This is a genomic window from Paenibacillus sp. CB74 (assembly GCF_055687625.1).
Genome location: NZ_CM146009.1, coordinates 6,604,112 through 6,626,089, shown reverse-complemented (window position 1 = coordinate 6,626,089; position 21,978 = coordinate 6,604,112). Strand labels below are relative to the sequence as shown.

Here is a 21,978-nt window from a genome sequence, read left to right as displayed (position 1 = left end):
CGTTTCCCGTTGATTAAGAAGAGTCAAACTTTATGGTTCTGTATTTTCAGTACCTTCAGAAAAAAGAAAAGTTACCTCTAAATCATTATCGCCTCTAATTTCATCTATAGTTTTTGAAATCATATGGGAGTACCTCTGATATAACCAGTCTGTGGCAAACGGATCTTGACCTGAAATAATGAGAGTGTTGTCAATTTGAATTGCTGTAGTACTTGTAAACCACCTATCAAAGCTTGGCTGAGAGATTTGGTCTTTTATTTTTTCTAGAACTGATTTCCAAAGGTCATCCTTGTTATTAAGTATATTCGTTTTACTTGTATGAGCATCATTCTCTTCTGGAGTTAGGAAATAATCGACTGTATTATTAAATATCTTAGCTAATCGAACTAATATATCAATATCAGGTAAACTTACACCTCTCTCCCACTTTGAAACAGCCTGATGACTAACTTTTAAAACCTCACCAAGTTGTGTTTGCGTCATGGATAACTCTTTACGGTTTCTTGCTATAATCTCCCCGACCCGCTTAATATTTATCATTGGTTCACCTCCTAAAATGAATAGTAATTCAGGAACTTATTTATGTATATCAAATTGTGGTTGAAAAATACTCTTCAAATTGCAACTTATAGTTTCATTAAACTAGCCTGCCCGTTAGCTTAATGAGGAACTCATCATCCTAACATAATTTTCGTCTTCTCTACTTTCTGTAAAGGTATAGCAATAAGGATCGTTAGCACTTGTGCAACCATCCCTATTGTCAGTCCGTTAGTTGAAATAAGCAATTGATCCCTTTGATACCCTGCTGACTATAAGTCCTAGGGATATTAAGATTGCATCTTTTTACAAACAGTATTCCAATTATAGAAGGGAAACCTGTCTTGATTTTATACATCAAAAGGAATCACTTATGTAACTCACAGCCATTCTCCCTAATTAGAGCGTCTCAATCAACTTCTGAATCTTGGAGTGGGAAATTAAATATACAGGACCTATTATTTCTATTTTGCCGTCCTTTACACGTATAGCACTCTCCTGTAATCCCGCATAAACATCAATATCCTCGGACAAGGGGAGCAGGTAGCCTTGAACCAGCGCATCGTAGTCGAGTCTGGCATGAGATTCGTAGGCAAAATGTCCAAAGCCTATACCATCATAAATTGTATTTGTTTCAACCTTATGGCCAGCGTTTTTCGAGGATAACCATTTTGCAGCCATGTTTAACGCACCAGCGCTGGCACCAATGATAACGGCATGGCTGTTCTTAATCGCATTCGATAATTCATAATCCAACAAAAAATCGTTCTGCAATACAGGATCTCCACCGCATAAAAAAATGACAGAAGCGTTCTGAATGAATCGCTGAGCATCTTCTTTCTGCATGCGGTAATCAATGAAATGATATTCATCAAAAATAATGTTAGCCTGATTCAACCAAGTCCATTCAGTAATCTCATCCATGTTAATTGGCTCATCTTTATAACCTGACGGATCAGCACTAATCATAACAAGCAATTTTCTGTCTTGTATATCCTCCTGCAAACAATGGACCAGTTTCTCTGGGAAAAAATGATTAAACCAACTTAAATAGTAATGAGTTTTCAAACTTAATACCTCCATATGTATTTTTTACATTCATCCATTCTTAACTCGCTCCCATCAACAGACCGGTCTTCATTCCTAATAACCCCTGCCATATCAAATCTCAATCTTTTCAAACTTCCCCATCAACACTTCTGTAATCCTCTTTTTATATGCAGTATACAAAATAATCCAATTTATTAATAGAGTACTTTACCATAGCTATAATCACGTTAAAAAAAGCCCGGTCCTTCCCCCGGGCAACATACACTTTTGTATGGGTTACTTGCTTATAAATTCCACCATCTTCTGATGCAATTCCTTCTCAGAACATTGAAAGGTACATTAAAGTCTTGAGGGTTACGTTACGGATCAATGTGTTTAGAAACGAAACTGAGAACCGTTCATCGTTACTAATCAGCCGTTTTAAAACCTAACTTCAAATCATCTCTAAAATTTCACATCTTTACAAATTAATCATGTTAAGCAAAGATTGGAGTAGTCTACGAGCCATTTGTTTTCATCTGTCACAACGATCTGGAGGGAATCACATCAGGTAACCGCCTCCCCACTTAAGGAGTGATAATCATGAAATACACCCATGCTTTATTATCAAGCGTCGTTGCTTTAGGTAACTTAGGCACGTTATCCACTGCACCAATTTCATTTCATGCTTCTGATAAAGTAGCACACATTGCTGCTAAAACAACTTCTGTGAACGCTTCGACATACCAGAGTATACCTAAGTTCCATAAAACGATAGGCTCAAACAAAATGGTCTGGAAAGGTGACAACACCACTATAACTGCAAATACTGTAGAGCAGGATGCTGCTGCCGACTTTGAGCACAACATGATTGACACGATCACAGTTGCTCATGGTAAAGAAAAACACATCCTACATACGGAAGACTTTGGAGTGAAATTAATCGATATCACAAGTGTTGCTGAATCTCCATCTAATAGCTGGATTGCTATCCGAGCAGAAAAAAGTGCCGGCGGCAATCTTATTCTTGTGAACGTTAAAACAGGAAAGTACATCATCTTAAACGAACGTCTTGAAAACGCAGGTAAACAAGATGTCGAAACCATTACATCTTATAATTGGTCACCAAAAGAAGACATCATTGCATTTGCTTATGGAAATACGGAGAAGAGCATTTTAGCCATATACGATACAAAGAAAGACCGTTTAGTTCATCTCCCTCGGGCTACCAACTATATTAGCACCGGTTTAATATTATGGCATAAGAACGGAAAAAGTATGGATTACATTAGTGAGTATCCTTCAGATCAATGGATTCTTTTCAGATACGATACTACAAGCAAAAAAGTTAAACCTGTAAAAAAAATGACTCGGAAAGAATCTCAGCAGTGGTTTAAATTAGATAAATAACATCATTATTTAACTCCCTTCCCTTGTCCCCTACCTACTGACAACAGTTCTCTTGTCCATATTTTGTAGTAAACCGTTTTTCTTTACGACTTTCATGTCCTTTGTAGCGTTCATATTAGTGAACAGAATATTATAGTAAATTTGGGTTTTCATCAAAGAAACAGGAGGTGATTGGTTTTTCCCCGTTAGAAGTCTAGTACTACGCAAATTAAAACCGAGGTGTAAAATGAAGAAATCTATCATCCTGTTACTATTCAGTACGCTGCTACTCTTGCTAATTCCCATGCACACCCATGCAGCTACGAATCAAACTAAAATTATTTTAGATGGCCAGGAGCTAGTTTTACCCCATGATATTGAAGTCGTTAATGTACGAAACAATATTATGATTCCGATTCGGGTAGTCGCTGAGAATTTAAAATTCAACGTGAAGTGGGATCAAAAAACAAAAAATGTAAATATCGAACAAGCTTCGAATGCAATCTCCTTGACCGTTGGAAAGGATCAAGCTACAGTCCAGAACAACACCGTCCAACTTAATATCGCTCCACAAATGATCAAGAATACGGTTGTTGTTCCCCTACGTTTTGTTAGTGAAGAGATGGGTCTGCGAGTAGGCTGGAATAACAGAGACAAGATTGTTACGCTAACCAGCAATAATGTATCACAACCAGCTTCACCCTCTCATGGAAATGATGCAGGCACTAACCTGGTTCATGATATAACGTATGCCAATAATCAACTCGTCGTCTCATTGGACCGTGAAGTTGCTCCAGTCATATCTACACTTAAAAATCCCGAACGGATTATTTTGGATTTCCCATCCACCAATTTCGGAAATATGGGACAGGTCCCCTCTGGAGGATCCATGGGAAGACTGGATGTTAACGAATTCCCAAGTGTTACTGATATACGTTATTCTCTTTTCAAAAATGATCCTCCTCAGGTTCGAATTGTAATCGAATTAAACAATATAAATTCGGTGAATTACACACAACAGACAATCGCCGGCAAATTTATCCTTGATCTAAGTATGGCTAATGAACCTGCACCTGCAACTCCTGTGAACAGCGGCAAAAAAATCGTCATTATTGATCCGGGACATGGAGGAAGTGATCCAGGTACAATAAGTTACACTAAGCAACCCGAGAAACATTTTGCCCTTGCTTTAGGGCTAAAAGTGCAGGCTCTTTTGGAAAAGGAACCTGACATAGAACTAATAATGACTCGGGAAACAGATATCTACCCTACACGACCGGAACGTGTCAAACTTGCCAACGATCTCAACGCAGATGTGTTTGTATCTATACACGGTAACAGCGTCCCTTCTGCTCCTCAGATATCGGGAACGGAAACGTATTACTACCAACGGGAGAGCAGTAAAGCACTAGCGACCCTCATTCATAAAAATCTGATCGATGCCTTGGGATTTAAAGATCGTGGTGTTAAGAACGGAAACTACCAGGTCATTCGAGAAACCACGATGTCTGCGGTTCTTCTAGAAATCGGATTCTTAAGCAACCAGATGGAGGAGGAGGCCATGATGTCAGAAAGCAATCAAAATAAAGCAGCACAGGCCATTGTGGATGGGATAAAAGAGTATTTGAAGCTATAGGACAGTGAATAATTCAATTCAAGAGGATGTGCTTCTATGAAAAAAAGAATCTATGTGGCTATCGCAATATGTGCCATAAGCATACTAGCGGTAGGCTGTGGTACCAAACCTACTTCTACTGGTCCAGTGCAGGGTTCCGATCCTGTAAATACGACACCAGCGCCAACAGCTAACCCAAGCGAAGAAAATGGAGAATCTCAAGAAATTGAGGTTTTTTACGCAGATGATCAATTATTACAAGTAGAGCAACGTAAGAAGGAAATTACATTCAAAGATGACTCCGAAAAATACAGTAAGACCTATGCAGCCCTTCAAAGTAGTGATCAAACCGAACTAATTCCATTGTGGAGTAATATTGAACTACTTTCTGCTACTTTGGATCAAGGGAAATTAACGCTGGATGTGCATATTCCGGATGAAGCAAGATTAGGGTCTGGCGGAGAACTCTTAGCGATCGATGCTTTGAAAGGAACCTTTTTTCAGTTTGATGAAGTAACCCGTATTGATTTGCTTGTTGATGGAGATGCAACTGACAGTTTAATGGGTCATGTAGAATTAGAACATCCACTAACCCGTGAATAGATCCATCCGATGGAACATACAAAGCATGATTTAAAAATAAGAGCCATTCGCATTAATACGTTGCGAATGGCTCTTATTCCTTCGGTAAAAGTGGATTTGCACTTCTTCTTGGTCAGGGAGTTATGAAGTTCCTTTTTGTTTACTCGCCTGCATCTGCTGGGCAAATCTCATCATCTCTTCGAACTCTTCCTCAGATACGGCATCCCCATCGTTGCTTATGTCTTGTACAATCGGAATTTCGGGCTTAGCTTTGGTTCCTTTGCCGTATGTACGGGTACGGGTTCCAGCTGCACCAGCAGCCTGTTTACCTTTGACCTTGGCCTGATCACGAATATATTGCACAGCTTTCTCATATGAGTTCACCTGTTTGAGCAACATGTTGGAGGCAATGGCCTCAACGAAGTTACGGTTAATCCGCTGCTCTCCACCAGATACAAGTAATGCCATCAGATAATGAATCAATACATTGATGACTTCACCAGGCAACTTGTAGCTCAGATCAATTTTCTCAAATATATCGATCAGATTGTCCGGTACTGCACCTGGGAAGAACGTCTGCAACAGGCGGGTATACGGCTCGTTACGCAACATCATATTGTATTGATGAATATCACACTTCGTCATGAATTGCGGAGGTACTTCGACGTAATATTCCATCTGTACCCCATGCTCAACAGGTGGTTCACCGGAGTCTTCTTTCCGCTCTGGCTCCTCCATATGCTGCCTCAGTGCCACAACCTTGGCTGCCTGTACAGTCTGTTGCTCATGGCGCTTCTTCGTCTGTCTGAACTGCATGCTCGCTTTATGCTGAAGATCATCCAGAATCAGCTGGCCCTGTGGAGTGAAGATATCATCTTCATCCAACAGACGGCATACATCCTGCACACTAAGATTGAACTTGTTCACTACGTAATTCACAATGCCCAGTTGTTCATGATCGAATCGCAACTGCTCTACATGACGGCGATTGACCGACTCGCGCGGGAAACGCAAAATAATGTCTGCATAGTTCAAACTGTTTTCTTCCGCTGCATCGTTCGTGCCTGTCCGCTGGGCCGTTGTTGATACTTCCGACAATGCTTGCTCCAACTCGTAATCAATCACATGAGTATTCAATTCAAATATATCGTAAAAGGGAACAGAAATATTCTCTTTGTTGGCTGCCGGATAAGGCGCGTCCCCATTTTCCACTGCCGAGAACCCGGAACGCAGAGAAAGGACGGCGAATTTGCCTATCTTGTCACGAAGCAGCAGTGTCAAATGCTGTGTCCGGAAAAACTCTGCCGGAGAGAGCGGCGGTTGCAGCTCATATTCGTAGATGTAATCATCATTCTCCGGTATATATAGCCGTGAAGTCTGAAGTAGTCCCACCGCTTCAAGCTTGGATGCCTGCTCTACCAGATATTTACGCCCTTTCTCGCTTGGCTCCAGGCCAAGCGTCATGAACAGCCTCCGTTGCTGCTCCAGCGGCGAATAACCGACCTGTTCACCGGGAAGATGCTGAAACAACAGCCGATACAAGCCAACCGCAAAAGCACCTACCATGGGCTGATATGCTCCTGTAAGCATACGGTCATCCAGGGCGCTAAGTCCAAACTCCCTGTATACGCAGTAGCGATGATGTTCAGTATAATGGTGCAGATTCTTCATGCGCATAGCCTGATCTCCTTCTCCCCAAATGTGTGTTTATCTATTCTATCATAAATGTCTGATCCTCAAATGTTCAAAAACAGGTAAAAAGAGGGCCTGTTCTCGCTCCGTTTCGTCCTAGGTCGACATCATTCACGTTTTCGCCGAATTCAGCAAATTTCTAAAATAAAAATGTCGAGTGCCGCTAGAATACTATAAAAGCTGTAGCCGCAGAATACAAGGGATTCTCTAAAGAGAATGTTCTCCAAATGTATATGAAGTACAAGTGTACAATAAACCTTCTAATATAAATGAACAGCAAAAAAGCCTTACCTTTGTACTCGTAAGCGTTTACGACAAAGACAAGACTTTTACGCGATTACAGTGGCATGTGTTACCTTGTTCCAACAATCTAAAACATTTTGTACCCACCCAAACGTAACTTCTGGATCGTCCAGCCACTGATTACCGCACCAGCCAGTCCAGCGATGCCCGTCATATAGTCCACAAGCTGGAAAGAACTCAGATGTGACATCAGAGACGACGAATGATCCCATAGAGAGTATACAACAACAGGCAGAATTACAATGATGAACAGATAGGAAGGAAACCAGGTGGTCTTCATCAGCATGTTCAGAATGAAACCGATACCAAACATCATAACGAAAAATAATACCATTAATACCAACACAGGTATAAATTGCATCGGGCGACATTCACCTCTTCTTTCACACTTTCGGGTTTCACTTCTGGATAGTAGTTAGTGTACCGCAAAAAATGTGGCGAAGCAACGAACTTTCTGGACAAATTTCCCTATAATTATGCACTGTTCATTTGCCCTTCTCCTTCATGTTGGGATACAATGTAAACGATAAAGCACTCACCCGTCCCTTATAGTGCGTGTTCAAAAAGTAAACTTTTGAACAACCTCTTATAGGGATTTGGAAATATACCTTGCAGGAGGAACACAACCAATGAACGAAGCCGCATCAACACTGGAGGGCTGGTATGCCCTGCATGATTTTCGCTCGATTAACTGGGCCGCCTGGAAAGCAGCAGATGATGAAGAACGTGCTGTAGCACTGGACGAGCTTCAGGAATTCTGGAAAGAATGGAAAGAAGTCGAGGACTCATCCAAAGGAAGTACCGTTGTTTATACGGTTGTAGGTCAAAAAGCCGATCTCGTCATGATGCACCTGCGTGAAACGCTGGAAGATCTGAAGGCTGTTGAGAACGCGTTTAACAAAACGATGTTTGCCCAGTACACAACGAAGTCTTATTCTTACGTCAGTGTAGTGGAACTGAGCAACTACCTTGGCAAAGAAGGCGAAGACCCAATGCAGAATCCAGAGATTATCGCCCGTCTGAAACCTGTTCTGCCACAGCGGCAATACATCTGCTTCTATCCGATGAACAAAAAACGTGAGCTGAATGACAACTGGTACATGCTGTCCATGGACGAGCGTCGTACGATGATGCGCAGTCACGGCATGATTGGTCGCAGCTATGCGGGTAAAGTAAAACAGATTATTACCGGCTCTGTCGGTTTCGACGATTGGGAATGGGGCGTAACGCTGTTTGCGGATGATGCACTTCAGTTCAAGAAACTCGTCTATGAGATGCGTTTTGATGAAGTTAGCGCCCGTTATGGCGAATTCGGTTCGTTCTATGTGGGAAGTCTGTTGAACGAAGGAACGTTGGAAGACATGCTTAAGCTGTAAAATAGTACACCATACACAAAGCACCGCGACATCTCCTGTAAAGGATATTGTCAGCGGTGCTTTATTATCTATGAATATTCTACTACCTCAAGCTTGATTTAGATCTATATTGTTTGAACTATTTATTTACACAAAAACGGAAAGGACAGAAAAAACCTGAAAAAGCGAAGCGTTCGCCTAAAAGCTTTCTGAAAGAAAGCTGCATCGGAAGCATACGCTATCACCGGATTTTCCCTTTAACAAAAGGGAATCAAAAAAATCTGGGGATAACAGCGATTGGAAGGTTATGTCTCTAATCCTCGTCCTCTTCATCAACAGCTTTCAGTGATTCGAGGAATTCGGCAGTGGCCCGGTCACGGTCGCGACCTTTCTCTTTAAGTCGCTCAATCGCGGGCATAATGAGAATATCCACTTCTTTCTGCACGATGTAGGCCAGATCATATTGATCCTGTTCCTCCAGATAACCACCGACCTGCATCAGGGCGTTGTACCGATCCAGTTCGTCACGCGTTAATAACCCCCGGACCTGAACACTGCAATGTCTCATCCAAAAAACCGCCCTTTCTTCAGGACTAGCGGAATACCACCAATAATGAAAAGATAACGCAGATCAACCAGCTTCTTCAACTGAGCTGCTTTCCAGCCCTTGTACTTCTTGCCGCCTACAACAGCAATCGCTTCACCTTTACCCAATGAAGCAACCGTGCCTTTGCTCATAAATACAAAAGGCTGTGGCTGTTTCTTGCGAATGGATGCCACGACGTTCTTCGCGCAGTTCACACCCTGCTGCATCGCAATCTGGGCTGTTGGCGGGTAAGGCCGTCCTTCCGCGTTAAAGACAAGTGAATTATCACCAATGACATAAACATGCTCATGTCCCGGGGCACGCAGATAGTCATCCACTTTTACCCGGCCACGCATCACTTCAAGACCGGCCTGTTCCAGCAGTGAGTTACCACGAATACCACCGGTCCACACCACTGTGGCAGCATCGAGCTTTTCACCCTCACCCACAATAACCCCATCGGGGAGACACTGTTTGATCGGAACACCAATTTTGAAGGTAACGCCCTTCTTCTTCAGCACGTTCATCGCATGTTCTACCAGTTCAGGGTCAAAACCAGGCAAGGCCGAAGGCGCTGCCTCTACATTATAGATGTGCACATGTTTAGGATTCACGTCGAACTCCTTGCACAGCTGTGGAATACGATCTGCAAGTTCAGCTACGAATTCAACACCGCTGAAACCCGCTCCGCCTACAACAAAACGAATACGATTTCGTTTGTTATCGTTTTTGTACATCGCAAATTGATATTCGATGTGTTCTCGGATCAGTCTAACCGAGTTAATGCTGCGGATGGTCATGGCGTGATCAAGCATACCCGGAATCCCGAAGGTCTCAGGCTCACCGCCTAGTCCAATAATCAGATAATCATAGGATAACGTGCCGTCCTCCAGAATAATCTTCCGATCCTGTAGACGAATCTCCTTGACAGAAGATTTAACCAGATCAATCTTGAACTCATCAATCAGCTTCGAAATAGGGACTCTTGCATGCTCAATGGTATCCGTGCCGGCTGCCGGCATATGTAGATGTGTAGTAATATAATGATAATCATGCCGGTTCACCAATGTGACGTCGGCCTCGTTATAGTTCAATTCCTTCTGCAGCCGCTGGGCTGTCAGAATCCCGCCATAGCCCGCGCCGAGGATGACGATTTTGGGAATACTGCTCATGTCTATACCCCTTCCGGTTTCACTTGCATCAGCCCAATCTTGGTTGAGATGCAAAATGCACATACTTACAAATATTGATGAGGTCTTGCCCATTATGACGACAAATGTTAACTTCGCGAATTTATTTAAACGTTTGCATCAATTTCATAGCTCATTCCATTGATTCGTTTGCACGCAAGTTATCGATTCAAGTTGTGAAATTAACCACAAGATTCTACAAAACACGGGATCTGTGCTCATATTACATATTGACTCTAAATTAGACAAAAAAACACATAGTACAGGTCAAGGATATCTGTATTTGTAGTAAAGATCAAGGTTTTTTTTGTTATTTTTCATAACCTTTCATTTCCAATTTCATCCTATTCTCATCTGATCTTCATCAATTATTCTCAGATTCGTGATACAGCTAACTTTGCAACCCTGAATACACCGTTTATAATAGGAAAGACAGTTCAGCACCCATGCCGGTTATGATCCGTAGCCTGCACATTTTTCCTGTTAACTACCTATTAAAATATGAAAGGTGTTGTTGATTCTTGACTGCACAGAATTCCAGTCATGATATGACTGATTTACTTATTATCGGTGGAGGCCCTGCGGGTCTGTTCGCCGCATTTTACGGTGGGATGCGTCAGGCATCCGTTACACTGGTTGAAAGCATGCCACAGCTTGGCGGACAACTTGCCGCTCTTTACCCGGAGAAATACATCTATGATGTGGCCGGATTCCCGAAAGTTACAGCTCAGGAACTGGTGAATAACCTGGTTGAGCAAATGAGTCATTTTAACCCGAACATCCGCCTTGAAGAAAAGGTTGTATCAGTGGAGAAAAAGGATGAGCAACATTTCATCGTGAAGACGGATGAGAATGAATATCATGCCAAAGCTGTCATTATTACAGCTGGTGTAGGTGCATTCGAACCACGTCGCCTGGAGCTTGAAGGTGCTGCCAAGTTCGAGAAGAGCAACCTGCACTACTTTATCAGTGATCTGAATGCCTTCGCGGGCAAAAAAGTACTGATCAGTGGCGGCGGTGACTCCGCGGTAGACTGGGCACTCATGCTCGAACCCATCGCTGAGCAAGTGACGCTGATCCACCGCCGGGACAAGTTCCGTGCGCATGAGCACAGTGTCGAAAATCTGATGAATTCCAAGGTGAATGTCGTTACACCGACCGAAATCACGGAACTTCATGGGGATGACACCATTACCAAGGTAACCCTTGCCCATGTAAAAACCAAAGAAACTCAGGAAATCGAAGTGGATGAAGTGATTGTTAACTTCGGATTTGTCTCTTCTCTCGGACCCATTGCCGAGTGGGGCATCGAAATTGACAGCAACTCCATCGTTGTGGATTCCCGCATGGAAACATCCATTCCAGGGATCTTCGCTGCCGGGGATATCACCACATACCCGGGTAAATTGAAGCTGATCGCTGTCGGATTTGGCGAAGCTCCAACAGCCGTCAACAATGCGAAAGTATACTTCGATCCAGACGCCAAGTTGTCCCCAGGACACAGCAGTAACATGAAACGCTAGTTTCGCTGAATGAACATATATTGATACAAAAAAGGGTATCTTACTCCTGAATGAATCCAGATCAGGAGGGATACCCTTGTCTTATATATGCCCGCTGTGTAACGGTCTGGTTGTACCGGAGCAGGCTTGCCCCCACTGCCTTCAGGGACTGTTAGAATGCGGCAAATTGGACGACTACACCGGACCATACAGCCCCTACGTATTCCAATCTTCCTCTGACACGGCAGACGAAGTCGAAAACGTTTGCAATCATGTGTTGTACTGTCCACATTGTCAGACGAGCACGCCATGGCCTGTCTCACTATGGGACTTGTCCGGAAACCTGTAACATTGCCTGCAATGAGGATCTCTAGTGAAGAATGGCAGATACGTCGGTACCCAGTTTGCGCTTATGGATTTCTGCCAACAGCAGTGCGATGAAATCTCGTTCGAGATTCAACTCAATCGCTTTATGGTAGGAATCCAACAACATCTCATCGGATAACATAGCCATTTCCCGCCACAACCTTTCCTTTTTTTTCCTCAAAACTATCATATCAGAGTTTCATATAGAGAACAAGCGTTCTTGTTATCCACAACGTTATGTGGAAATCCTGTGCATAGTTTGTTGATAAATGGAAAAAATGTAGAGTAATCAACGTGTATAGTGTGGACAATATTTATGCACAGGCCTGTTGTACTACGGTCAGAACGTTTATCTGCGTATTTTTTTTGGAATAAATTCATAGTTTCAAGACTTGTTGCGAGTAAATTACCCGGTAATGTAAAATTTCAAACCTTTTTCATACTGTTTTCTTCTATATATTATCGGTTTTTCTTGGATTTTCTTGAGCTTTCCCATTCATTTTCTATTGGGGTCTGGTATTCACTTCCAGAATCCAGATCTTGCCTGAATAATCCAGTCCATAATCGAATCCAAGCTGACCAACACCAGGGAACTGACGTTCCATAATGTATGTGCATGTCAGTGTAAGTGAACGCATCTCCCTGCGTTTGTGTCGGCCAGATATGTGGGGCAGGGATAAACCGAGAGCTTGCCTTCCTGATAACATGGTGCCACCCTTGCTCAGATTCGTTACACAAAGTCCGGGACGAGCGAGTCGTCCAACCAAGGAACGGAATACCCAGCCTCGGTCTGTTTTGACAACTTTGACTCTGTAATCAACAGGTCTCCCTTGAATCGTTGCCAGATGAATGCCTTGCTGGATCAAGTACCTGCGTCTAGCCTTTACACGCACCAGAGAGCGATACATCTGGCTGAAACTGGCGAAAGAACGTGTCGTTTTCATATGGGTGTATCGATAAGCCCCACCGCTCGCCGATACCCGAATAACACCATAACCTCCGCCACCTACAATCGGTTTGACGTACACCATTCCATAACGACTGAGCATGTGCAGCAGATTCCCTGAGTTGAACGCCTTGGTCTGTGGAATATGGACAGCAGCTACCGGGTATTTCATCAGTGCCGCTGTCTTCCGCCACTTGCTTGCAAGCTGTCTCGACATGGGTTGATCTCCTTCCCTAGAACAATAGTCCTTCCTTATACATACTCAACAGTAGCCTTGCTTTCTTGGATGTCTGTCCACGGCAGGGGCCCCTTTTCCATGAAACTTGTCCCAGGGTGATGGCGGAAACGGGAACAAGCGCCCGGTTTGCTTTTCAAACAAGTCAATCTGTCGTATGCTACTAAGGAACGGCTTGGAAGGGCTTAAATACGAGGATCTAAGGAGCGTTTAGAACAAATGGAAGCATTTTTCAAATCACTTTATGGCGTAGCCTATTTTGCAATGTCGATCGTTCTGGTAGCCGTTACGGTACTTCTCTTTGTCACAGGTATTCGACTGTTTATTCAAAAGCGCAATCGCGGCTTTGCCGTGAGTTGTCTTATATTTGCCTGTTTCATCGTCTTTATCATTGTTGTTATGTTAACCACGCCCTTCTCTGCCACACCGCCGGGTTCACCGGAAGCCATGGCTGCCCTTCTTCACTTCGGGTAGTTGAACCTCTGTAGAAGGAGATGCTTATGACACGTACTAATGAAACCATAGGAATTATTGATATCGGCTCGAACTCCATTCGTCTGGTTATCTATGAACTGGATCAGGATGCAGCCTATCGCATCATTCATGAAGACAAATACGCTGCTCGTCTGAGCAGCGTTGTTGAGTCGGATGGCACCATCCTTCGCCATTCTCTGGATAAAGCCATCACCATCTTGCGTCAATTCAAAGCGACCTGTGAAGCGTATCAGACCAAACTAATCCGTGCAGCAGCTACGGCAGCCATTCGTAATGCAAGCAATGTCCTGCAGATTATCGAATGGCTGGAGACAGAGACGGGGCTTACCATCGAATGTGTATCAGGAGATCGGGAGGCCTATTACGGTTTCCTTGGTGTTACTCAGTCCATTGATCTGACAGACGGGTTCGTCGTAGATATTGGAGGCGGCAGTACGGAGATCACAGTCTTTCGGGATCGGAAGAGGTTAAATAGCATTTCCCTCCCCATTGGTGCAGTGAATTCACATGCCCGTTATGGGGGGGAAGATCAGTGGACCGAGGAGAATGTGAATGCGCTGTGCAATGAAGTCATTCAAGCTCTCCGTGGACAGGATTGGATTCATGAGCATCCTGGTCTGCCACTCATCGGACTTGGCGGCACGATGCGTACACTCGCCAAAGTGGAGCAGAAGCGTACCCAGTACTCGCTGCCTGTCACCCATCATTATGAGATCAGCGAGCAAGCAATGGAGAACATTGCTCGCTCCCTGCCACATCTCACTTCGGCACAGCGCAAAAAGGTGCCAGGGCTCGCTAAAGATCGCGCAGACATCATCGTGCCCGGCGTATTGATCCTGCGAACCGTCTTCCAGTTAATACAGGGAGATCGTTATGTGGTTAGTGGTGCAGGTCTGCGAGACGGGTTGCTGCGTGATTACTTGGCTGGAGGTCAGCCGGTCGTTCCGGACGCGCTGAAGGACAGCATCCGTAATTTTATCCATTTTGGTCCGCCTATTCCAGAGAAACGTCTGCAACGGATTCATCAGGATGCGGTTACCCTGTATACTGCACTAGAAGGTACTGCTCCTGATGAGGCAGATGCCCGAATCCTGTATGCGTCCTCCATGCTGCACATGGCAGGCAAGCAGATTAACTATTTCCGTTATGCGCAGCACTCGGCCTATTGGATTATGAATGCAAGCATCTATGGACTTTCCCACCGAGAGACGATCCTTAGTGCCAGTGCGGCCGATTATCATCCCAAAAAAAGAACGCCCCAGCTGCTGAATAAGCATCGGGACATTCTGAAAAACTCGGATGAGCGACATGCTCATCGTATAGGCTCTTTGCTGCGTGTAGCCGAAGCGATTAATCGATCCGAGAGCATCGCTGCGATTCAAGCAACCAAAGAAAACGACTCGCTGCAGGTGCAGTTCACCTGTACAGCAGAGCCGTTACTGGAACTTGATGGCCTGGAAGAGGCCGTCAAGGATCTGAAGGAAGCCTGGGGAATTACGTTATCGTACTCCATTCAGCAGGTTTCCAAGGGATAATTCCCATAGCCTCCGTCTGACTTCTCAGCGGGGGCTTTTCATTTTTTACAAATACATAATTGCCACCAGGCATAAGCTCTCTGGCTTTGACATTATCATTAAGGGACAGATTAAGAATATCGACCAGCATCTTCTTCAGCTCTGGATCGAAAACGGGACACATCAGTTCAATTCTTCGATTGAGGTTACGTGTCATCCAGTCTGCACTGGAGATGAATACATCCGGGTTGCCGCTATTTTCAAAATAAAACAACCGTGAATGCTCCAGAAAACGATCCACAATGCTAATGACCCGAATATTCTCACTGAGCCCCTCGACGCCCGGACGCAGACAACATACGCCACGCACGATCAGATCAATCTGCACACCGGCCTGAGAAGCCTCGTACAACTCATCAATCATATCCTGATGGGATAAGGAATTGATCTTGGCTATGATTCTGGAAGGTTTGCCTTTCAGCGCGTGTTCCGTTTCTCGACGAATCAGTGAGAACAGCTCATCCTTCATACCATCTGGAGCTACACGGAACGCTTGCAATGCCTTCGGACCGGAATATCCGGTAATCTCATTGAACAACTCGGAGGCATCTTCCCCAATAATCGGATTGGAGGTGAACAGGCCTACGTCCGTATACACTTTGGCTGTACTCTCATTGTAGTTACCGGTTCCTACATGAACATATCGTCTCAACCCCTGCTGTTCCCGGCGTACGACAAGAATGATTTTGGCATGTGTCTTGAGTCCAACCAGCCCATAAACCACGTGACAACCGGCTTTCTCCAGCTTACGCGCCCAAGCAATGTTACGCTCTTCATCAAACCGGGCTTTCAGTTCCACTACCACCGTAACCTGCTTACCACTCTCAGCCGCAAGTGCAAGTGCCGGAATAAGGCGTGAATCGCCATTGACCCGATATAATGTCATCTTGATGGCCAGCACTCTTGGATCTTCCGAAGCCTCCAATATAAAATCAGTGACCGGTTCAAACGATTCATACGGATGATGCACCAGTACATCGCGTTTGCGCAGCAGCTCAAAATGACTTTCTCTTGGCAGAAACTCCGGTGGATAGACTGGCTTTACCGGACTGTATTTCAGATGTGAGAAACTTTCCAGACTGTCCACGAATCCAGCCAGAAAACTCAGATCGAGTGGTCCATCAATCTCGTACACCGGGTCCTGGATTTCGAATTCCTCCTGCAATTCCAATAAGGCATCCGGACGAAAATCTTTGCAGACCTCCAGTCGAACAGGAGCACCTCTGCGTCTGCGCCGTAATTCTTTTTCAATCGCTTCAAGCAGATCTTCCGCTTCCTCTTCATTAATGAACAGATCCGCATTGCGGGTCACCCGGAATTCCTGTGCAGCAAGCGAGATATAACCGCTGAAGAGTGTATGAATATGATGTTTGATGAGGTCTTCAATCAGGATGAACGTTTTCTTTTTGCTATTCGCCCGAATGGGAGCCTGAACTACCCGCGGAAGATTGGAAGGTACCTGGACAATGGCCATAAACGGCTCGCCCTCTTGCTCCCCTTCCTTCTGCAGCATTACGGACAGATAGACCGACTTGTTGTGCACCAATGGGAACGGACGACTCTGGTCAATCGCCATCGGTGTGAGTACCGGGAAAATAATATCATGAAAGTACTGGTCCATTGCGCGCTGTTGTGTCACATTAAGATCTGTATATTCCTGAATGTTTACGCCTTTCTTGGCGAGTAGACGAATGAGTTCACGATACGTTTTATATTGTTCGGCGACCATGCCCCCGGTTCGTTTGATCAATCTGCGGTACAATCCCGAAGGCGTGTATCCTGTAAAATCCTTTTGCGTGAATCCGGCCTTGATCTTCTCTTTCGTCTCTGCCACCCTTACACTGACGAACTCGTCCAGATTACTAGCGACAATACCGAGAAATCTCATGCGTTCCAGGAGAGGCGTTGTTGGATCCTGGGCCTCCTGAAGTACGCGCCGATTAAATTCAACCCAACTCAAATCACGATTAACGTAGTTACCTGTTTTGACGTCTCTATGCATGTATGGCCTCCGAATGTGTTGCATATCTATTCTTCGTTAGAAGTTCTCCTATAATTGTACTATTCGTAATCAACATCAAGCGTCAGCGCAGTGTAAACGCTACGTAAAATTTATGTAAATGATACCTCATGGCCGCAACTTTTTCCATCCCTTTACAAAGGTCAATAGACAGAGTAAAGTGAAGTACAGTGTGATTTGGTCCGGTTGCTAGTTCTCATTCCAAATATATCTGATTAAAGGAGTATATAATGAAATCCAACAAACCTAGAACGTTACAAAAAAATATAGAGTTTTTCACGGCGGCACTATCGCAATGTATGGTAAGCGCATGGCAGGAAGACCCGGCTGGCGTCTATTGTGAGGTCGGTTGTGGCATTGTAGAGCGGATCAGTGAAGACAGTGTACGCATCCGAAACAATGACGGAACGAAGAGTCATTATGCACGAGATATCACGATGTTCCAGACTGAAAAATAATTTTGCATAAATACGTAAAAAAGACTAGCTTTCCGAAACAAGGTGTTGTATACTCTTGCCACAAGGAAAGGAGGTGCGTCAACATTTCTAATCACATGTTGAACGTGTCCCTTACCCGATCCACTAGCTCAAATTAAATGAGTCTGGTGGAGGCGCGGGATACGGATCAATGTTTCAAAAAGCGCCACGGGTAGAAAAGCCGTCTTCGGACGGCTTTTTGTTTTGTCTTTTTCTGTAGAGAGGTTGAGAAAACACCCAAAATATTGGAAATAGACCCTTTAGTAGCGTAAACCAGGATGGCTATAATGAAGATGCAACTCAACCCAAATCCGAGGAGGCATCTTGTAATGTTCAAAAATGTAAGGGGTTTCAAGACATCCATCATGTTGGCTTTTGTTTTGTTATTTACCTCCATCCTGTTACCCGCAGGTCAGCATGCCAGCGCAGCACCAAGTTTCGCCAAAGGAGCAGACATCAGTTGGGTTCCCGGCATGGAAGCCCAAGGCTACAAATGGAAAGATAAAAACGGGGTACAGCGCGACATCATTGATATTTTGAAAAACGACTATCAAATCAACTCCGTTCGCATTCGAGTATTCGTTAATCCGTCGAATGATTATGGGAACGGTTACATGAATAAGGATCGTGCAGCTGCACTCGCACAACGTGCCAAGAATGCTGGCATGAGCGTAATGCTCACTCTGCACTACAGTGACTCTTGGGCAGACCCTGGTCAACAAACCAAACCTGCCGCATGGAAAAATTACACATTCCAACAGCTCATGGATGCGGTATGGAACCACACTCGTGATGTCATGACGGCGATGCAAAGCAAAGGCGTTACCCCGGACTGGGTACAGATCGGGAATGAAACAAGCAACGGCATGTTATGGGAAGATGGCAAAGCATCCACCAACATGAAAAACTATGCGTGGCTGGTAAACACAGGCCATAACGCAGTGAAATCCCTGAGCAGTGGCACCAAAACCATTGTGCATCTGGCAGGTGGAGATGATAACGCCCTCTATGTATGGAATATTGGTGGTCTGATTAATAACGGAGCCAACTTTGACATGATCGCCATGTCCCTCTATCCTTCCGCTTCCGGCTGGAACACCGCTGTGACCAATACGGTAAACAATGCCAAAGATCTGATCAACCGTTATGGCAAAGAGATCATCATCTCTGAAATTGGCATGGACAATAACCAGGCTGCGGCTGGTAAAAGTTTTGTTGCCGCGATGAAAAACCAAATCCGCAATTTGCCAAACGGCAAAGGTAAAGGTGTCTTCTACTGGGAGCCTCAGGCTACACCAGGATACAACGGCGGCTATGGCAAAGGCGCATGGCAATCCAACATGATGCCAACGGCGGTCATGGAAGGATTTATTGACTAGGTACGGTGGGTAGAAATGTTTTGGTGGGCAGCGTGGTAGGCGTTCCGGTGGAGGATCGTTCTTATGATCGCTGTTGTATCCTAATTTCTTAAACAACTCTTTATAAGTTGAAATTAGGATACAAAGGCGAACGCTTCGCTTCTTCAGAATCGATTCCTCCCCCTCCACTACGTTGCTGCTCCTTGAGAAACTTCTAAAACCGTGTGTAGTCAAATGGATTAAGTAAGTAGTACGGTGAAACAAGGGCTGAAGGCGCTATTCCTGTGGGAGTGGCGCCTTTTTGTGATGAAGTGCGTTAAGGGGGCAGCGTGGTGGCGTTCCGGGGTCGGATCGTTCTTATGATCGCTGTTATCCCCAGATTTTAATGAATTCCCTTATTAGGGGAAAATCCGGGGATCTGAAGAACGCTCCGCTTCTTCAGAATCGATTCCTCCCCCTCCACTACGTCGCTGCTCCTTGAGAAACTTCTAAAACCGTGTGTAGTCAAATGGATTAGGTAGTAAGGTAAAACAAGGGCTGAAGGCGCTATTCCCGGTGGGAGTGGCGCCTTTTTGTGATGAATTGCGTTAAGGGGGCAGCGTGTGGCGTTCCGGGGGCGGATCGGGCACTTCTCAAGCATGTTGCGGTCAATCGAGGGGTGCACACTCAGGCTGGAGACTGATGTTCTTTTGGCCTACATATGAATATAATAAGTTTATTGAGATAACACATAGGATCAACTTCTTATTGGAGCGGGGGAAGATGGATGAGTTTTTTAAAAGGAATAGGTCAATTGGCTGGGGAAGTTACCGGGAAAGTATTGGGCGGCAGTGTGCGGGTTGTGGGTGAACTTGCAAGCAGTCCTTTTATCAAAGAAATTGGGAACGGCGTAGAGAAAGCTACGATCAATACAGGAAAAACCGTTGGGCAACTGGCTAGCGGGACATATGATCTGGCCAGTGGTGCCATTCGAAAAGACGATACCGCCATAGATGCAGGGCTTGCCGATATTGGAGGTGCCGTAACCAATACTGCAAAAGGTGTAGCCATATCAGCCAAGTATGTATATAACAGCGGTAAAGATGTTGTTGTAGGCTTGAAAGAGGAAGATAAGGACAGAGTCAAGCTTGGTGCCAAGAATCTTTTAGCTGCTGCTGCGGTAACAACACTTGCTGTCGGTGTCATTGATGCAGTTGATGGGCCTGAAGGTATAGATACGTAGGAATCCGGATTAGATCACCAATAACACGACAACTGCAGAAACACAACTTAGCAGGGCAACAAAAATATGTAGACAACTAAATGAGATTTTTTCAAGAATAATTCGCTGTTTCTTCTGAATAAAGCACGAGTAGACAAACACTGTCACCACAACGGGCAAATATAAATGAACATCAGGACCATCCGTACTCGGGAGCAATTTATTTATATATCCACCTACTATTTCATTGATAAGCATAACTCCATATATCACACCAATGATCGCTGAAATAGAAAACTGAAATAATGTCCGAACTACATCATTCTTTGTATAGAACAGAACACGTTTACGGCACAGGTCATTGACCATAATATATCTGTTGCCTCCTCGTTTTTCGATTACTCTTTTTAGGTAACACCCCTTATTTTACCACAACATTAATCCAGCTACTTTTTAGTTTTTGTTGAGCTAACGTTCACGCTCAAACAAAAAATGGCCCTGTCCACCTGAGCGGCGGACAGGGCCATCTATGAATATACCAGAATACCTCTATCTTCAGCTTACCTTAGCAAGTCGCGTGGCACGCATCGATGCGGTTGCATATACGATAAGCGCAATCCAGATCAGCGCGAAACCAACGAGCAGAACTGGCGAGACCGTTTCCTTGAACACAAACACGCTTAGGATCAGCATGATTGTCGGCCCAATATACTGCACAAATCCGAGTGTGGACAACGACATCCGAGCTGCCGCCCGTGCAAAGAACAACAGCGGCAGCGCCGTCACCACGCCGGCTAGAAGTAATTCGATGAACATAGGTGCAGGCAGCGTCCATGCCGTTGCTTTTCCCACTATGGCCAAGTAGATCCAGTAGCCGAGTGCAATAGGCAGAACTACAGCGGTCTCCGAAAATAAGCCTACAGAAGGATCTTGCTTGATTTTTTTCTTCGCCAGACCGTACAAGCCAAATGACGCAGCCAACGAGATCGCAACCCATGGGAAACGCCCGTAGTCGATGGCAATGATAAGCACCGCGACAGCAGCGATGGCAATCGCGAGCCATTGCCCACGGTTTGGCTTTTCATGAAGAAAGACAACCGCCAGCAGCACATTCAGTAACGGGTTCAAATAATAGCCCAGACTTGTCTCAACAACATGACCGTTGTTAACTGCCCAGATGAAGATCAGCCAGTTAATAGCAATTAGCAGCCCACTCGCGGTAAGGGACAGCAGGGTCGAACGACTGGTCAAGATGCGCTTCATGTCACCCCAACGACGTTGGACGGCAACGAAAATCCCCATAAAGACAAATGACCAGACTACCCGGTGCGATAAAATCTCGCCTGCCGGCACATTCTCAAACAACTTCCAATACAGCGGGAGAACCCCCCACATGATATACGCAATGATTGCGTTGATTAATCCATTATTCATAACGATATCCCCTCTTATTGCTCTAATGTCTCAACGGATTATACGCCTCCATCCTCGTTTTAGTAAAGGGGTAATAGGTCCTGCTGGAAGACA

Annotated in this window: 21 protein-coding genes; 11 read left to right on the top strand and 10 right to left on the bottom strand. The window is 44.7% G+C overall.

Annotated elements, in window-relative coordinates; translation table 11 throughout:
• Positions 1–30: 30 nt before the first annotated feature.
• A complete protein-coding gene (locus tag ACX9NY_RS29265; protein WP_339257215.1) occupies positions 31–540 on the bottom strand; it encodes a helix-turn-helix domain-containing protein in 510 nt (169 codons plus the stop codon).
• Between the two features lie 396 nt (positions 541–936).
• Positions 937–1,605 (bottom strand): type 1 glutamine amidotransferase family protein, encoded by a 669-nt coding sequence (locus ACX9NY_RS29260; RefSeq protein WP_472476496.1) that lies wholly within the window; start codon positions 1,603–1,605, stop codon positions 937–939.
• A 564-nt stretch (positions 1,606–2,169) separates the two neighbouring features.
• On the opposite strand from ACX9NY_RS29260, the gene ACX9NY_RS29255 reads away from it, so the two are divergent.
• From ACX9NY_RS29255 to ACX9NY_RS29245, 3 genes are all read left to right on the top strand, one after another.
• Entirely contained in the window at positions 2,170–2,976 is an 807-nt protein-coding gene (locus tag ACX9NY_RS29255) for a hypothetical protein (protein ID WP_472476494.1), read from the top strand.
• A gap of 226 nt (positions 2,977–3,202) precedes the next feature.
• Positions 3,203–4,591, top strand: a complete 1,389-nt coding sequence (locus ACX9NY_RS29250) for an N-acetylmuramoyl-L-alanine amidase (protein ID WP_472476492.1) — start codon at positions 3,203–3,205, stop codon at positions 4,589–4,591.
• A gap of 36 nt (positions 4,592–4,627) precedes the next feature.
• Entirely contained in the window at positions 4,628–5,173 is a 546-nt protein-coding gene (locus tag ACX9NY_RS29245) for a GerMN domain-containing protein (protein WP_472476490.1), read from the top strand.
• Positions 5,174–5,293: 120 nt separating this feature from the next.
• Here the strand turns inward: ACX9NY_RS29245 and ACX9NY_RS29240 are convergent, their stop codons facing one another.
• Together ACX9NY_RS29240 and ACX9NY_RS29235 are read right to left on the bottom strand one after the other, a co-directional pair.
• On the bottom strand, positions 5,294–6,829 hold the full coding sequence (locus tag ACX9NY_RS29240) for a replication initiation and membrane attachment family protein (RefSeq protein WP_253440624.1): 1,536 nt from the start codon (positions 6,827–6,829) through the stop codon (positions 5,294–5,296).
• A gap of 385 nt (positions 6,830–7,214) precedes the next feature.
• Positions 7,215–7,508, bottom strand: coding sequence for a YuiB family protein (locus tag ACX9NY_RS29235; RefSeq protein WP_339237474.1), 294 nt, complete (start codon positions 7,506–7,508; stop codon positions 7,215–7,217).
• Positions 7,509–7,776: 268 nt separating this feature from the next.
• Here ACX9NY_RS29235 and hemQ point away from each other — a divergent pair, with 268 nt between their 5' ends.
• Positions 7,777–8,523, top strand: a complete 747-nt coding sequence (gene hemQ, locus ACX9NY_RS29230) for a hydrogen peroxide-dependent heme synthase (protein ID WP_062837936.1) — start codon at positions 7,777–7,779, stop codon at positions 8,521–8,523.
• 292 nt (positions 8,524–8,815) lie between these two features.
• On the opposite strand, the gene ACX9NY_RS29225 is transcribed toward hemQ, so the two are convergent.
• Positions 8,816–9,070 carry a hypothetical protein gene (locus tag ACX9NY_RS29225; RefSeq protein WP_339237475.1) on the bottom strand — a complete coding sequence of 85 codons (255 nt, stop codon included), beginning with the start codon at positions 9,068–9,070 and terminating at the stop codon, positions 8,816–8,818.
• The gene (locus tag ACX9NY_RS29220) at positions 9,067–10,260 is read right to left on the bottom strand and encodes an NAD(P)/FAD-dependent oxidoreductase (RefSeq protein WP_472476487.1); all 1,194 of its coding nucleotides are present in this window, start codon (positions 10,258–10,260) and stop codon (positions 9,067–9,069) included. Before ACX9NY_RS29220 ends, ACX9NY_RS29225 begins: the two co-directional genes overlap by 4 nt.
• A gap of 566 nt (positions 10,261–10,826) precedes the next feature.
• On the opposite strand from ACX9NY_RS29220, the gene ACX9NY_RS29215 reads away from it, so the two are divergent.
• Positions 10,827–11,801 carry an NAD(P)/FAD-dependent oxidoreductase gene (locus ACX9NY_RS29215; protein WP_472479439.1) on the top strand — a complete coding sequence of 325 codons (975 nt, stop codon included), beginning with the start codon at positions 10,827–10,829 and terminating at the stop codon, positions 11,799–11,801.
• Between the two features lie 76 nt (positions 11,802–11,877).
• Positions 11,878–12,129, top strand: coding sequence for a hypothetical protein (locus ACX9NY_RS29210; protein ID WP_339237478.1), 252 nt, complete (start codon positions 11,878–11,880; stop codon positions 12,127–12,129).
• A 21-nt stretch (positions 12,130–12,150) separates the two neighbouring features.
• Here the strand turns inward: ACX9NY_RS29210 and sda are convergent, their stop codons facing one another.
• Positions 12,151–12,294 (bottom strand): sporulation histidine kinase inhibitor Sda, encoded by a 144-nt coding sequence (gene sda / locus ACX9NY_RS29205; RefSeq protein ID WP_017692430.1) that lies wholly within the window; start codon positions 12,292–12,294, stop codon positions 12,151–12,153.
• Between the two features lie 355 nt (positions 12,295–12,649).
• Positions 12,650–13,309: a YheC/YheD family protein gene (locus ACX9NY_RS29200; protein WP_339237480.1), complete on the bottom strand. Its 660-nt coding sequence runs from the start codon at positions 13,307–13,309 to the stop codon at positions 12,650–12,652.
• A gap of 237 nt (positions 13,310–13,546) precedes the next feature.
• Between ACX9NY_RS29200 and ACX9NY_RS29195 the strand changes: the two genes are divergently transcribed.
• Both ACX9NY_RS29195 and ACX9NY_RS29190 read left to right on the top strand, forming a co-directional pair.
• A complete protein-coding gene (locus ACX9NY_RS29195; RefSeq protein WP_062837940.1) occupies positions 13,547–13,801 on the top strand; it encodes a hypothetical protein in 255 nt (84 codons plus the stop codon).
• Positions 13,802–13,827: 26 nt separating this feature from the next.
• Positions 13,828–15,357, top strand: a complete 1,530-nt coding sequence (locus ACX9NY_RS29190; RefSeq protein WP_472476484.1) for a Ppx/GppA phosphatase family protein — start codon at positions 13,828–13,830, stop codon at positions 15,355–15,357.
• Here ACX9NY_RS29190 and ppk1 read toward each other — a convergent pair.
• Positions 15,317–17,398, bottom strand: a complete 2,082-nt coding sequence (gene ppk1 / locus ACX9NY_RS29185) for a polyphosphate kinase 1 (RefSeq protein ID WP_339237486.1) — start codon at positions 17,396–17,398, stop codon at positions 15,317–15,319. The two genes, ACX9NY_RS29190 and ppk1, sit on opposite strands and share 41 nt — an antisense overlap.
• Positions 17,399–17,646: 248 nt before the next feature.
• On the opposite strand from ppk1, the gene ACX9NY_RS29180 reads away from it, so the two are divergent.
• The 3 genes from ACX9NY_RS29180 to ACX9NY_RS29170 all read left to right on the top strand — a co-directional run bounded on the left by ACX9NY_RS29180 (position 17,647) and on the right by ACX9NY_RS29170 (position 20,472).
• Positions 17,647–17,874 (top strand): hypothetical protein, encoded by a 228-nt coding sequence (locus ACX9NY_RS29180; RefSeq protein ID WP_017692425.1) that lies wholly within the window; start codon positions 17,647–17,649, stop codon positions 17,872–17,874.
• A gap of 347 nt (positions 17,875–18,221) precedes the next feature.
• Positions 18,222–19,271 (top strand): glycoside hydrolase family 53 protein, encoded by a 1,050-nt coding sequence (locus tag ACX9NY_RS29175; RefSeq protein WP_445252919.1) that lies wholly within the window; start codon positions 18,222–18,224, stop codon positions 19,269–19,271.
• Between the two features lie 745 nt (positions 19,272–20,016).
• Positions 20,017–20,472 (top strand): hypothetical protein, encoded by a 456-nt coding sequence (locus tag ACX9NY_RS29170; protein WP_472476481.1) that lies wholly within the window; start codon positions 20,017–20,019, stop codon positions 20,470–20,472.
• 534 nt (positions 20,473–21,006) lie between these two features.
• Here the strand turns inward: ACX9NY_RS29170 and rarD are convergent.
• Complete coding sequence (rarD, locus tag ACX9NY_RS29165; protein WP_472476479.1) at positions 21,007–21,885, bottom strand: EamA family transporter RarD; 879 nt, start codon at positions 21,883–21,885, stop codon at positions 21,007–21,009.
• Positions 21,886–21,978 lie beyond the last annotated feature (93 nt).

Bases quoted from the DNA above. Each gene is read 5' to 3' on its own strand.
- ACX9NY_RS29255 (WP_472476494.1), top strand. From the start codon at position 2,170: ATGAAATACACCCATGCTTTATTATCAAGCGTCGTTGCTTTAGGTAAC.
- ACX9NY_RS29220 (WP_472476487.1), bottom strand. From the start codon at position 10,260: ATGAGCAGTATTCCCAAAATCGTCATCCTCGGCGCGGGCTATGGCGGG.
- ACX9NY_RS29265 (WP_339257215.1), bottom strand. From the start codon at position 540: ATGATAAATATTAAGCGGGTCGGGGAGATTATAGCAAGAAACCGTAAA.
- rarD (WP_472476479.1), bottom strand. From the start codon at position 21,885: ATGAATAATGGATTAATCAACGCAATCATTGCGTATATCATGTGGGGG.
- ACX9NY_RS29225 (WP_339237475.1), bottom strand. From the start codon at position 9,070: ATGAGACATTGCAGTGTTCAGGTCCGGGGGTTATTAACGCGTGACGAA.
- ppk1 (WP_339237486.1), bottom strand. From the start codon at position 17,398: ATGCATAGAGACGTCAAAACAGGTAACTACGTTAATCGTGATTTGAGT.
- ACX9NY_RS29170 (WP_472476481.1), top strand. From the start codon at position 20,017: ATGAGTTTTTTAAAAGGAATAGGTCAATTGGCTGGGGAAGTTACCGGG.
- hemQ (WP_062837936.1), top strand. From the start codon at position 7,777: ATGAACGAAGCCGCATCAACACTGGAGGGCTGGTATGCCCTGCATGAT.
- ACX9NY_RS29240 (WP_253440624.1), bottom strand. From the start codon at position 6,829: ATGCGCATGAAGAATCTGCACCATTATACTGAACATCATCGCTACTGC.
- ACX9NY_RS29175 (WP_445252919.1), top strand. From the start codon at position 18,222: ATGTTCAAAAATGTAAGGGGTTTCAAGACATCCATCATGTTGGCTTTT.
- ACX9NY_RS29200 (WP_339237480.1), bottom strand. From the start codon at position 13,309: ATGTCGAGACAGCTTGCAAGCAAGTGGCGGAAGACAGCGGCACTGATG.
- ACX9NY_RS29215 (WP_472479439.1), top strand. From the start codon at position 10,827: ATGACTGATTTACTTATTATCGGTGGAGGCCCTGCGGGTCTGTTCGCC.
- ACX9NY_RS29245 (WP_472476490.1), top strand. From the start codon at position 4,628: ATGAAAAAAAGAATCTATGTGGCTATCGCAATATGTGCCATAAGCATA.
- sda (WP_017692430.1), bottom strand. From the start codon at position 12,294: ATGGCTATGTTATCCGATGAGATGTTGTTGGATTCCTACCATAAAGCG.
- ACX9NY_RS29250 (WP_472476492.1), top strand. From the start codon at position 3,203: ATGAAGAAATCTATCATCCTGTTACTATTCAGTACGCTGCTACTCTTG.
- ACX9NY_RS29235 (WP_339237474.1), bottom strand. From the start codon at position 7,508: ATGCAATTTATACCTGTGTTGGTATTAATGGTATTATTTTTCGTTATG.
- ACX9NY_RS29195 (WP_062837940.1), top strand. From the start codon at position 13,547: ATGGAAGCATTTTTCAAATCACTTTATGGCGTAGCCTATTTTGCAATG.
- ACX9NY_RS29180 (WP_017692425.1), top strand. From the start codon at position 17,647: ATGAAATCCAACAAACCTAGAACGTTACAAAAAAATATAGAGTTTTTC.
- ACX9NY_RS29190 (WP_472476484.1), top strand. From the start codon at position 13,828: ATGACACGTACTAATGAAACCATAGGAATTATTGATATCGGCTCGAAC.